Here is a 13,533-nt window from a genome sequence, read left to right as displayed (position 1 = left end):
CCGGTACGGGCACGGGGCACCCCGGCCCGGCGCCCATCTGGTTGACTTGGCCGGGTGGAGCTGCCGATCAACCCGCCGGTCGAGCCGATGCTGGCGAAGAGCGTGCCGAAGATTCCCACCGGGCCGGGGATGAGCTACGAGCCGAAGTGGGACGGCTTCCGGTGCATCGTCTTCCGCGACGGTGACGAGGTCGAGCTGGCCAGCCGGGGCGGCAAGACGATGACCCGCTACTTCCCCGAGGTGGTGGCGCAGGCCCGGGCGCAGTTGCCGACCCGCTGCGCGGTCGACGGCGAGCTGATCGTGATCCGCCGGGACGGCCCGGACGGCGAGCCCAAGCTGGACTTCGACCTGCTCAGCCAGCGCATCCACCCGGCCGCGTCCCGGGTCAACATGCTGGCCGAGACGACCCCGGCCGACCTGGTCGCCTTCGACCTGCTCGCCATCGGCGACGAGTCCCTGCTCGACCAGCCCTACGAGCGGCGCCGGGCCCGGCTCGTCGAGGAGCTGCGCGGCGTCGTACCCCCGGTGCACGTCACCCAGACCACCACCGACCCGGAAACGGCGGCCCGGTGGTTCGAGATCTTCGAGGGGGCCGGGCTGGACGGGCTGGTCGCCAAGCCGGCCGACATCCCGTACGAGCCGGGCAAGCGGCTCATGTTCAAGGTCAAGCACACCCGCACCGCCGACGTGGTGGTCGCCGGCTTCCGCTGGCACAAGTCCGGCCCGGTGGTCGGCTCGCTGCTGCTCGGCCTCTACGACGAGGCGGGGACACTGCACCACGTCGGCGTGTCGGCGTCGTTCAGCGCCGCCCGCCGGGCCGAGTTGCTGGACGAGCTGGCGCCGTACCGCGAGGGCGTCGAGGAGCACCCGTGGGTGCACGGCGACCACACCAGCGGGCAGCGCATCCCGGGCGGGCCGAGCCGGTGGTCCGGCACCAAGAGCCTGGAGTGGGAGCCGCTCCGGCCGGAGCTGGTGGCAGAGGTCGGCTACGACGCGATGGAGGGGGACAGGTTCCGGCACACCGCCCAGTTCGTCCGCTGGCGGCCCGACCGGGAGCCGGCCTCCTGCGGGTACGACCAACTCGACCGCCCGATCCGGTTCGACGTCGACCAGGTGCTCCGCGGCGACCCGCTCGCTCCCGGCGCGTAGCCTGACGGTCGATACGATCACGGAGGATTTCTCTTGGCCCGCTCGCATCTTCGCCGGCTGCCCCTGGCCGGTCTCCTGGCCGTCGTGATGCTCGTCGCCGGCTGCACCATCCCGATTTTCCGGCCCGACGACGAGCGCGAGCGCGGTGGCCCGGCAGCCGCGCCGAACGCTGTCGGCGCCGCGGACTGGAAACCCTGTCCGGAGGTGCCGCGCAAGCTCGTCGGCCGGGGCGCGCCCAACATGCGGTACGACTGCGCCACCATCGGCGTACCCGCGGACTGGAGCACCGCCGGCGGTGCCGGCGCGGGCGGCGACAAGCTGGAGATCTCGCTGCTGCGGATCCGTTCCACCAAGCAGCAGGACCGGATCGGTTCGCTGCTGATCAACCCGGGCGGACCGGGCGGTTCTGGCGTCGACTCGGCGGTCTACCTGTCGTTCGGGGCCAGCTTCGGCGGGCTCCCCGACGAGGTGACCCGGCGGTTCGACATCATCGGCTTCGACCCCCGGGGCGTCTCCCGCTCCTCCCCCGTCAAGTGCGTCTCCGACGCCGATCTGGACAGCACCTTCGGCTTCGAGCCGGATCCTGCGAGCCAGGCGGAGTTCGACGAGCTGGTGGCGCTGAACCGGAAGATCGGTGACACCTGCGGCAGCAAGTACGGCGAGCGGCTGCGGCTCTACTCCACGGAGCAGGCCGCGCACGACATGGACGCCATCCGGGCCGCCGTCGGCGACGAGAAGCTGAGCTACCTCGGCTACTCCTACGGGACCCTGCTCGGCGCGACGTACGCCCAGCTCTTTCCGCGTAACGTCCGGGCGCTGGTGCTCGACGGCGCGATCGACCCGGAGCAGGACATCGTGGCCGGCTCGGAGAGCCAGGCCAAGGGCTTCGAACGGGCCTTCACCAACTTCACCACCTGGTGCCGGGAGACACCGGGCCGCTGCCCGATCGCCCCGGACGCCCGGGGCGCGGTGACGGACGCGTTGGAAAAGGCCCGGGTCTCCCCGGTACGCGGCGAGGGCGGCCGGGAGGCGACCGCCGGCTGGATCTTCTACGCGGTGATCTCCTCGCTCTACACGGAGGCCGGCTGGCAGAAGCTGGCCGCCGCGATCGACTCGCTCGCCGACGGGGACCCGAAGGAGGTCTTCGAACTCGCCGACTCGTACGCCGAGCGGGCCGAGGACGGCAGCTACACGAACCTCTTCGACGCCAACCTCTCGGTGAACTGCGCCGACGAGGAGAAGAAGGTCGGCCTCGACCGGATCCGGTCGTTGCAGTCGGAGTGGCGCCAGAAATACCCGCTGTTCGGCGCCCCGCTGGCGGTGGGCATGCTGAGCTGCGAGTTCTGGCCCGGCCAGCGGGACCCGTACCCGACCGGCCCGGCGACCGGTGCCCCGCCGATCGTGGTCGTCGGCACCACCGGCGACCCGGCCACGCCCTACGAGCAGACGCCGAAGTTGGCCAAGATGCTCGACGTCGGCGTGGTGCTGACCTGGCAGGGCGAGGGGCACACCGCCTATCCGCAGACCCGCTGCATCAGCGACGCGGTCGACGACTACCTGATCGACCTGAAGCCGCCGAGTGCCGGCACCACCTGCCCGGCCCGCTGACCCCGGCGGCCGGCGCTGCCCGGCCAGTCGGGATCCGGCGTGGCCGGCGCCGGGCTCTGCGGGGACAGTCCGCTGCGCTCCCTGTCGAGCTGGGTGCACAACCGGGGCGGGGGCCAACGGCGCGGGCGCCCAGCGGCGGCGCTTCGGCGGCGCGGGCCACCTGGCGGGTGCACAAGCGGGGCAGCTCGACAGTCTGCTGGGCGGACACCTGGGGCTCGCCGGAACGACGGCAATCCCGTCCGCGATCCGCCCAGGCGACCAGGTCGAGCAGGGCCGATGTGCCAGGCTGAGGGCATGAGTGAGCTGATCTTCCGGCCTGCCCGCCGGGACGACGTACCGGCGGTCGTCGCGATGCTGCTCGACGACGAGGTGACCGCGAGCCGGGAACCGGCGGAGTCGACCGGCGAGGAGGTCGACGCCGCCTACTGGGCCGGCTTCGAGGCAGTCGACGCCGACCCGCGCAACGAGCTGATCGTCGCCGAAATCGACGGCGAACCGGTCGGCACGATGCAGCTCACCTTCATCCCCGGGGTGAGTCGGCGCGGCGCCGAACGGATGCAGGTCGAGGCGGTCCGGGTCCGCCGCGATCTGCGCGGCGAGGGAATCGGCCGGCGGATGATGACCTGGGCGGTGGACCAGGCCCGCGAACGCGGCTGCCGGCTGGTCCAGTTGACCACCGACAAGCGGCGTACCGACGCGCACCGGTTCTATGCCTCGCTGGGCTTCCAGGCCAGCCACGAAGGGATGAAACTGACGCTCTGAGGGCCGGCTACCCCGATCATCCACACCTACTGGTGTAGCCGGATCTGCTGTACGACTTCCCATCGCTCAACGTGACCGTGACAGTCCAGCTGGCCCCGCTGCCGCCGATGAACTCCCACCCGGACATGCTCGGGAAGTTACCGTTGAAGGAGCGTCCGCTCGTGCTCAGCGACACGCTGCCCGACGGCGACGCGCCCTCGGGGTCGACACCGCCGGCGTAGTACGACACGTACGCGCTGCTGATGTTGAGCGTCGTGTCGGCAACGCTGCCGCTGACGCGGACGCCCCAACCGCCGGGATACCCGGTCGCTTCGCAGTAGCCGGAGGCGCTCACCACCGGCGTCGGTGGCAGCACCGGCGGAGTGCCTTTGATCTGCCCGATCTCGGCGGCGGTCGCCGCATGATCCAGCACGTGTATGTCGTCGACCTCGCCCTTCCACCAGGACATCGGCCATCCGTAGCCGCTGCCGTACTCGCGGCCGACGATGAACGCCCGGTTGGCGAACCAGGTCGCTCGATAACTGGTCGTCGCCACCAGCGACCCGTTGACGTAGAGCCTCAGGGTTCCGGCCGAATGGTCGTACACTCCGGCCAGGTGGGTCCAGACACCCGCTTGCGGGGTGCCACCCCGGGCCACGGCGTACTCATCACTGGCGAGGCTGTCCTGTTTGGCCATCCGGAACGACCACGCCTTGGTTCCCCCGCCGTCGAAGCGCAGACTGAACCCGCTGTCGTTGACCCCGTCCTGACTCAGCAGTGCGGCGGACCCGCTCAGGCTGTCCAGCCGCGCCCAGCCCGCGACGGTGAAACTGCCGCCTTCCGCAGGCACGATCGGCCCGCCGGTACGACCGTGTGCACCGTCGAACGGCCAGTCCGGAATGGTCTGCCCGTCCAGGCGCAACGCCTTGCCCGTCGGCACGGTGACCCAGCTCACGCGGTCGACCAGGGACAGCGTGTGGTCGTTGTCGCTCACGTCGACCGCGACCGTGCCGCTGCCCTCTTCGAAGGTCCAGCGGGCGCTGGCCGCCTGCTTGGGCCAGTCCATCCACGCCTCGATCTCCGAGCTGGACAGGGCGCGCTGCGCCACGCGGACGTCGTCGATCGTCCCGGGCCAGGCGCCGACCCGGAAACCCTCGTTCTGCCAACGCCCGAATACCAGGGAGCTGACGGCGGGCGGGGCGTTGACGAACGGTGCGGTACCGGCGAGCCGCCCGTTGACATAGAGCCGGATCTGGCCCGCGGCCTGGTCGTACACTCCGGCCAGGTGGGTCCAGACGCCGACCTGCTCCAGGATGTCGCCCTGGACCCAGCTGGGTTGGCTGCCGGCAACCCCGTCGTCGGGGGTGTCGGCGGCGTTCACGGCGAAGATCCAGCCGTTGGGCATGCCCATGCCACGGGAAACGCCGAGCCTGAACCGGCTGTCCCAGCGACCGTCCTGGCTCACCGCGATGTACTGGTCCTGTCCGGGCAGCCGGTCGAGCTTGACCCAGGCGGCGACCGTGTAGCTGGCGTTGGGCTCGATCACGGGGTAGTCGGTGTGCGCCCAGCCGCCGTCGAACCGCGCCCCGGCACCGTGCCGCGCGCTCGTCCAGGACGCCTGGGAGTACAGCACCGCGGTGTGGCGGTTTCCGGAGTCGTCGGGCGCGACGATGCCGCTGCCCTCGTCGAATCGCCAGTGCCCTTCACCGCCGAACTGGCCCAACCAGCCCATGTCGTCGCGGATCATCGTCTCGGACACGGCCGTGTCGATGACGCTGACCTCGTCCAGGTCACCGGTCCATACCGGACTGTCCTGCAACGGCCCGATCCGCAGCGGGCCGGCGGCCGTCCACGGCGTGCTGAACGGTGCGGTGCCGGCGAGCCGTCCGTTGACGTACAGCCGAATCTGGCCGGCGGCCGCGTCGTGCACGCCCGCGAGGTGGGTCCAGACGCCAACCTGCGCCAGAGTGTCGGAAGCCGCGACGGCTTCCGGCGCGTCGGCGGCCCCGCTCAGCCGCGTGGCGAACTGCCAGCGCTTGTTGACCTTCTGATACCGCAGCGCGAACCCGTTGCCGGCGTGGCCCACGATGTTCAGGGCCCGAGAGTTGTCGATGTCGTCGGACAGCAGCCGCGCCCAGGCCATCACCGTAAAGCTCTGCGCCGTGTCGACCGCGCTCTGCGCGGCCACGCCACCGGCCCCGGGCGCCCCGTTCAGGCGTACGCCCGAACCCGCATATCCGTCCACCCAGGACATCCCCGGGTTGAGCGTCAGCGTGCCACTCGCGCCGGCGTCGCTGGCGTCGTCCGCGATGTTTCCCGCTCCCTCGTCGAAGTGCAGGCCGACGACGGCGGGCAGTTCCTTGACCCGGAACTGGTAACGCGGGTTTTCCGGGCCGCGGTGGCCCGCAGCGTCCACACACCACACCCATATCTGGTACGTCGACCGTGTTCCGCCGACCAGCGGCCGGTACTCCAGCGAGGCGGCCGCGCCCGGAGCAGGCGCCATGACGCGTCCACCCACCGGTGCCCGACCGGGCACCCGGATCTCGTATTCGTACCCGGCCACGTCCGGATCACCGCCCGCGTCGAAGGTGAACTGGCCGATCTGGTCGACGCGGAGGCCATACGTCTGCCCGGATGTGATCGGAAGAAAGTGCTGTGAGGTGACGGTCGGAGTCCGGACCGGGGCGGTGACGTCCACGGTGAACGGGCACCACGGGCTGTACGGGCCGATGTCGATGCCGTCGCTCGCCCGCGCCCGCCACTCGTACCGGCCGCCGTCGGCGAGTACCCCCTCGGGCACGTCGTACTGGTGGATCCCCGGCACGGTCCTGGGCGGGGTGTGCAGCGCCGGCTCGGTGCCGGCAGCCCGGATCTCGAAATCGATGCCGTGGCGGTCGCCGGTGTCGGCGTCGGCGACGGTCACCGACAGCTCGGGGGTCAACGTGGTGACCCACATCTCCGGCGAGCCGGCGCAGCCGGGCATGGTCGTGGTCGGCTCCACGACGGGTGCCTCTGGGGCGGAGTTGTACACCACCCCGATGCCGGGGACCTTGTGGGCGTACCGGGCGTCGTTCTCGAAACGCTTGCCGCCCACACCGGTGGGACTCTCGTCGGCCACTAGCGCCACGGTGACGTGCTGCCACGACCGCGCGGCGGCATCGGTGATCAGGGAGGTGGCGTCGAACTCGGCGATCGGCATACCGGGGCACGCCTCATGGCCGGCCTTGATGGTGGTGACCGGGGCACCCACCTCGGAGATCTTGCCGGGCGCATTGCTCCAGGTGGTGCCGGAGTTGATCGTGCCGGTGTGCCACAGGTACACCGGTTCGGCTGCGCAACTGTAGGAGTACACCAGCGTGGCCCGGAAGGTCGCACTGATGATGTACCTGCCGGCGGCGAACGACGTGTCGAGTTCGAAGTAGGAGCGCCACCGGCCACCTGCTGGCTGGTCGGCCGGGTCGATACCGACCTGCGCGTCCCATGATGTGTCGTAGTAGCTCTGACTGGGCATCGCCGACCACACCATCGCCCAGTGCGGCCGGGGCGTCGGCACCTCCGGATCCAGGTGCAGCGGGTAGACCAGGTTCGGGTCGGACAGCACCGCCGGATCCGGGACGACCGTCAGGCTGTCCCGGCCGACCTCCACCTTCATGGGGTGCCTGCGGGCCCGCGGCGACGAGTCCCACATGAAGGCCGGCAGTTGGTCGCCGGTCAGCGTCCAGTTCTCGGTACGCAACCCGAACCGGATCCGCGAAACGGCCGGGTGCCGGGCGGCTTCCGGCGTGTGCACCACCAGCTTCTCCGTGAACCCGGTGGGCGTGGCGGTCACGACGAGGTCGACACCGGGCAGCACGGCCGGGTAAGTCGCGGAGTCCTCGGCCAGGTGCGGCTCAGGCAGCCGGCCGGGCCAGCTCAGCTCGACCCGCCTGGCACCGTCGATGAGGCTGGCGAACGGCCCGTCCCCACCGGTGGAGAAGCGGACGTCCGCAGTGGACGCCTTCGGTGCGATGAACCCGCCCGGCTGGCGCACCAGGGTGGTGTCGATGGGCGTCCAGCCGTTGCCCCGCCTGACCCGCACAGGGCTCGACTTCACCTCGGCATACATCGTGCCATCGGGGCGGGCGAAGACCTGCCGGGTCGGGGTGGTCAGCGCGGTGACCTCCACCGGACGGCCGGTGCGGCGGGCCGCGGCCAGACCCGCCGCCTCCCCGACCGGACCCGGCTCCGGCCCGGCGACCGGACCCGCCTCCTGGCCCGCGACCGGTTCGCGGGCCGGAGGGGATTCGGCGGACACGGTCCCGCCGGATCCAGGGATGGCGAGGGTGCCCGAGATGGCCAGACCCATTAGCGCCGTCAGCACACCACGTCTCATGGCGCACCGCCTACCGGTGACGAACCAGCGACGACCCGAGACCGGGCAGCCATACGCCGCCCGACCCGATGCCCGTCCACGGGCCGGTCTGCCGTGGCGGGTCCCAGGTCATCGACGGCCACCGGTCGAGTGCGCCGGTGGAGCCGAAGCTGCCCCAGCCCGATCCGGAGGAGGACGAGGACCGCGCCGAGGCCGGGATCGATATCGAGTACCAGGACGGAAGCATCAGATCGTAGCCGATGACAGTGCCCCCGCCGCCCGTCCACGAGGACGGCGGGACCGCAGGCGAGTACGGCGAGACCGGCGCCGCATCGTAGTCGGCCACCCACTCGTACGGCCGCGGCGTCACGCACTGGCCGCCCCAGCCGCCACACTCGGTCTGCTGGTAGGTGTACCGGACCTGCGGCTCGTCGTAGGTGTCGTAGCCGTAGCTGTCGTCGTAGTACCCGCCGATGTCCCAGATGGTGTCGCCGTAGTACTCCCAACCGCAGCCCTCGCACACGAAGTAGTCGTCGTACGGCTGGCTCAGAAGGCGGTCGATCACGATTCCGCGCAGCCGGTCGGAGTCCTTCTTGGCGGGGAACCGCGGCGACGACTTCTTGGCCTTGAGCCCGTCCGGGTCCGACAGCGTCACCGGGCTGCCGTTGGCGTAGGAGTAGCCGTGCATCTGCTGCGGATCGTCGGTGTCGACGATCGGGTCGGCGGAGAGGAACCGGCCGATCGCCGGGTCGTAGTCGCGCGCGCCCAGGTGAATCAGCCCGGCCGGTCCAACGGTGCCGCCGACGAACCGCCGTTCGCCGTCCCACCACGTGGGCGCGGCGCCACGGGTGGCGCCGAACGGCAACGGGTAGCGGCGGGCGGTGGGCTGGCCGGCCTGGTCGGCGACCGCGACGGTGGCCGTGCCCTGGTGGTCGTCGACCAGCCAGCTCAGCCGGGCCGGCGTGCGTACCGCGACAACGCTGTCGGCCTGGCCGTAGTAGCGCGTCGCGGTCACCGACCCGGAGGTGGCCCGGCGCACCTCGGTGTGCCCGAGATAGACGGTGGTACCCGCCGAATCGCGCCGGACGAGCTGGTTGCCGTCGGCGTCGTACACGGTGGATTCGGCTCCGCTGGTGGCCACCCGTCCCTCGGCGTCCCAGCTGACGGCCTGCCCCAGCCGTGAGGTGGTGTTGCCGGAGGCGTCGTAGCCGTAGCTCGCGGTCGTGGACCCGTTGGTGGTCACCGACCGCACCAGATGCGGCTGCTCGGCCTGGTAGGCGTAGGTCCGGGTGGTGTTGCCGGCCGCCGCGTGCCACACCTCGGCGAGCCGGTTGCCGATCTTGTCGTAGCTGTAGTCGTGCCAGTACGGCGCGGGCCCGCTCAGGTTGCCGGTCGTCGGCGACCCGCTGCACTCACCGGCCGGCGTCCATGCCTGCACGAGCCGTTGCAGCTGGTCGTAGCGGAAGCACTGCCGGTCGGCGGTGTCGTCCAGGTTGTCGACGATGGAGGTCACGTTGCCCGTGGCGTCGTAGCCATAGGCGCGGTCGGCCAGCGTCGGCCCGGCCTCCACGTCGCGATACGCCGACAGGTACGCCAGCCAGCGGGTGGCCTGGTCCCAGTCGTAGTTGCGGTGAACCTGCCGTCCGGCAGGGCCGGACGAGCGCGAGTCCAGCGCCCCGAGTTCGTCGTACGTCGTGTCGGCGACGTAGGCTGCGAGCCCGGTCAGCGTGTCCGGGTTACCCAGCGCGTCGTAGCCGTGGGTCAGCGTCTCCTGCGCCAGGCCACCGACCGCCGGTAGCGTCGTCGTGGCGGGCTGGTCGTCCTCGTGGTAGGTGAACGTCGTGGTGTACGTGCCGGCCAGCCCGGTCTCGGCCGCCGGGACGGTCACCGCCGTGCCCTTGCGCCGGCCCCGCTCGTCGTAGCCGGTGACCGCCGAGACGTACGCCGCGCCGCCGGAGTGCCGCGTCGATGACGCGAGCAGCCCCTTGCCGCCCGGTGCGGTGTCGTACGCCCACTCGGCGAGCGTGCTGGCACCCTCGCGCAGGGCGGTGCGCCGGTCCAGGTCGTCGTAGCCGTAGGTCAGGGTCCGGCCGCGCGCGTCGGTGCGGGAGATGAGCCGGTCGGCGTCGTCGTAGCCCAGCACGACGGTGCCGGTGGTCGGCGCCTCGGCCCTGATCTGCCGCCCCCGGCTGTCGTAGGTGTTGCGCCGCACGTTGCCCGCCGGGTCGGTGATCGTGTGCAACTGGCCCAGCCTGGTGTACGTGTACCGGGTGGCGTCGTAGGCGCCGGTTGGTGCGCCACCGGCGTACTGCCGCAGCTCGACGGTCCGGCCATGTCCGTCCAGGATGGACGTCGTGGCCGTGCCGCCCTGCGGCGGGTCGACGTCCACCCGATCGCCGCCGTACGCGGTCGTGGTGCGCCACTGCTGCACCCCACCCGAGTAGAGGGCCTCGCCGGTGACCCGGCCCGCCCCGTCATAGCTGTACCGCGTTTCGCGATTTGGGGTGGTGGGCACGGCGAGCAGGCTGGTGCCGGGCAACCCGGCGTCCCAGCGCGCGTCGATGTCCCGGGAGACCCGACCGGCACCGTCGTACACGGTGTCGGTGACGATGCGGCCACCGGTCGGGGAGCCCGTCTGGGTCTGCGCCGGGCGCAGCAGGCCGTCGTACAGCTCGTGGCTGACCGGGCCGATCAGCGGCCGGGTGGTCACCACCGATGGTCCACTCGCGCGTACCAGGTACTCGTATCGCACGTTCGCCGTCGCCGTGGTGGCCCGGCCCGGCAGCCACACCGCGGCGAGCCGACCCAGTGCGTCGTAGCCGGTGCGCGTGACGTTGCCGTTGGCATCCTCGGTCGACGAGACGGTGCCGCGCAGTGGCTCGAAGTCGGTGGTCACGCTGTGGCCCAGCGGGTTGGTCCGCACCGTGCGGGTCACCGGTCCACCCGTCGCCGGGGTGTACGCGGTACGGGTGACGTGCCCCAGCGCGTCGTACTGCTCCAGCGGGCGGCCGTGGCGGTCGGGAACCGTGCGGGAGGCGGTGACGAAGCCGCTGCCGTTCCACTCCTCGACCCTGGTGAGGTCACCGGCGTCGCTGTAGGTGTTCTTCACATCGGTCAGCGTCGTTCCGGTCGCGTCGCACGCCGCGTCCAGGGTCTCCACCCGGCCGATGGTGTTGATGATCCAGGTGGTCGTGTTCTCGGTGTAGGTGTTGCGCAGGCAGCTGTCGTCGGCCGTGGTCGAGGTGTCGCCGAGGTCGCTGGTGTGCAGCAGCCGGCCTCGGCTGTCGTAGCCGAAGCGCTTTTCCACGGTCCGCGTTCCCCCGCCGGCCAGCGTGATGAGTGTCCGCTCCGACACCTCATCGGCCAGGGTCGCCTCCAACGTGCCGGAGGCGCGCGGCCGGGTCGCGGTGGTGCCCAGGAGCCGCGGCTGGGACGTGGTACGGCTGATCACGTTCGACTCGTCGAATACCGCGGTCTGCCGGACCATGCCGCTGAACGCCGCCCGGTCCTCGACGCCGTCCACCGTGATCAGACGCTGGTCGCCGTCGGCGTCCCTGTCGTCGTACAGCCCGCGCAGGAACAGGTACTCGGTGACCGACTGGCCGCCGGTACGCACCCGCACCCGCTGGTATCCGCGCCACTGCCCCCAGGACTGCTGCGTGGCGGGCAGGATCTCGGAGTTGTCGTGGCTCCACAGCACCGCGCCGGGGTCGAGGTACTCGTACTGGGTGACCTTCGCCGTACGCCCGGCGACCAGGTCCTCCTCGATCACCGCGTTGACGACGTACTTGTGGAACCAGTCCAGGGCCATTCCGGTGCCGCCGGGGCTCCAGAACGCGGGGAAGCACTTGCGCACGTTGCTGTCCGGAGCCGGCGTGCTGCCCGCGGCGCAGTCGACGAGCGAGTAGTTGACTTTGATCTGCCCGCCGGTCTCGTTGACGATGCCGTGGATCCGGTACTTGTTGAGGGGTACCTTGCCGTCGATCGCCTCGAGGCGGTTGCGTTGCATGGTCCCGGCGAACTTCACCGGCGGGAGCGTGACGGTGCCGCCGACGTGGCCGGCACGGGTGATCGACTCCAGCCACAGCGCGGGTGCCGCGTCGGCACCGCTGCTGCCGGTGCCCGGGAACGAGTGGGTCAGCGTCCAGGAGTCGACGTCGCGGAAGCCGCTGCCGCTGTTCACCTGCGTGGTGATCTTCGCCAGCCTCTTGCTGGACCAGAACGTCGGGGCGAGGTAGGCGCAACTGCTGGTGCCGCACTCCTGGTCGTACGGGACGTCGGGGAAGTTGGCCGGTTCGCTGCTGGCACAGGTTGATCCGGGCAGGCACCGGCCGGCCACGGTGACCACCACCCGGGCCGCGCCCCCGGCGTACTCGATGCCGACCAGGTGACCACTGCGCACGTACGGGGTGATCGTCCCGGCCCGGCTGTAGTTGTTGGTCTCCTTCTCGTAGCTGTAGGTGATCGCGTCGCCGTGCGGGTCGACGACCTTGTCCAGCATCCAGCGGTAGGTCTGCTGGCACCAGGACGCGGCGAACGTCGCCTGGTGGCAGGGTTCGCCACCGTCGTCACCGTAAACCGGCGCCGTCCAGGCCGAGCTGGCGGAGGCGCTGCTACCGAAGAAGTACTGCACGCCACCGGGCGAGGTCAGCCGCCAGTGCTCGCCGTCGTTGTCCCCGTTGGACGCGCCGAACAGCTGCTCGATCCGCCACCCGCTCTCGCGCTGCGCCGCCCACGTGCCGGTGTCCTTGTCGCGGACGAGTTCAGTCGTGAAATCGGGCAACACCGCGACCGCGTTGGGCGACAGGTAGCACAGGTCGGCGACGCCCGCCTGGCCGTCCTGGTCGCAGGCGTGGTAGGACCGCTCGATGTAGCCGGTACGCAGGTCGAACCCCTCGCCGACCACGGACGGCTGGTTGTTGGTGGAACCGATCCGCCCGTCGACGGCGCCCGAGTTGTAGGAGAGGCTCAGGTCCGGGACCGGACCGGGCAGTTGGGGCAAGGTGATCGGGTAGGACCAGGTGAAGTCGCCCGAGTTCAGGCCCACCTGCCAGGTCGCCGACGGCGCCAGGCTGGTCGCCCGGTAGCTGCCCGCGCTGCTGCTCGACGTGGCGACCAACGCGTAGACGCCATCCGCGCCCGTCGTCGTCACCCGGCCACGGATCGGGTCGTTGTTGCTGGTGATGGGCTGGCCGTCGAGGCGTACCAGCTTGAGTCGGGCCGCGTAGTCGCCGCCGAACGCGTGCCGGAAGCCGGTGTAGTCCACCTCGATCGGCGCCCGCCCGGCCGCGCCGGTGACGCTGAAGACAACGCCGGAGTCCTTCCCGGAGCGCAGCAGCCGTACGGTCGCCGACTGCCCGAGCCAGATCGGCAGCGTTCCGGCCCGCGTCAGCTTCGGCGCGTCCGCGTCGGCCTTCTCGACCTCGGTCGCTTTGACCTCCGCTACGCCGGGCGCCGGCCAGGTGACCGCAGGCGCCGTGCGCCACGCGTTCCTGCTCGCCGCGTCGCCCATGGGCGCCCGGGCGGGCACGCCCGGGCCGGGTTTGCCGCTCAGCGCCATACGTCCGGCCGTGTCGTCCGGAGCGGCCCGCGCGGGAAGGGGTTGCGCCACGAGCGACAGGGCGCAGAGCAGTATCAAGCCGAAACGTCGCACAGCCAGCCTCCAGCAACGAGTAGCCGGC

General features: G+C 71.1%; 5 protein-coding genes. 3 read left to right on the top strand and 2 right to left on the bottom strand.

From position 1 onward, the window contains the following. The first annotated feature begins 54 nt into the window (after positions 1–54). From ACSMXO_RS10175 to ACSMXO_RS10165, 3 genes are all read left to right on the top strand, one after another. Positions 55–1,149 (top strand): ATP-dependent DNA ligase, encoded by a 1,095-nt coding sequence (locus ACSMXO_RS10175; RefSeq protein ID WP_346259576.1) that lies wholly within the window; start codon positions 55–57, stop codon positions 1,147–1,149. A 33-nt stretch (positions 1,150–1,182) separates the two neighbouring features. Continuing rightward, positions 1,183–2,757 (top strand): alpha/beta hydrolase, encoded by a 1,575-nt coding sequence (locus tag ACSMXO_RS10170; RefSeq protein ID WP_455417488.1) that lies wholly within the window; start codon positions 1,183–1,185, stop codon positions 2,755–2,757. Positions 2,758–3,051: 294 nt separating this feature from the next. Continuing rightward, positions 3,052–3,519 (top strand): N-acetyltransferase family protein, encoded by a 468-nt coding sequence (locus ACSMXO_RS10165; protein ID WP_455417487.1) that lies wholly within the window; start codon positions 3,052–3,054, stop codon positions 3,517–3,519. Between the two features lie 16 nt (positions 3,520–3,535). Here the strand turns inward: ACSMXO_RS10165 and ACSMXO_RS10160 are convergent, their stop codons facing one another. Then, positions 3,536–7,795 carry a LamG-like jellyroll fold domain-containing protein gene (locus tag ACSMXO_RS10160; RefSeq protein WP_455417486.1) on the bottom strand — a complete coding sequence of 1,420 codons (4,260 nt, stop codon included), beginning with the start codon at positions 7,793–7,795 and terminating at the stop codon, positions 3,536–3,538. An 88-nt stretch (positions 7,796–7,883) separates the two neighbouring features. Continuing rightward, positions 7,884–13,505: an RHS repeat-associated core domain-containing protein gene (locus ACSMXO_RS10155; protein ID WP_455417485.1), complete on the bottom strand. Its 5,622-nt coding sequence runs from the start codon at positions 13,503–13,505 to the stop codon at positions 7,884–7,886. Positions 13,506–13,533 lie beyond the last annotated feature (28 nt).

It is taken from the genome of Plantactinospora sp. DSM 117369 (genome assembly GCF_053764795.1).
The sequence above is the reverse complement of the archived record's forward strand: the minus strand, read 5'-3'. Positions and strand labels throughout refer to the sequence as shown.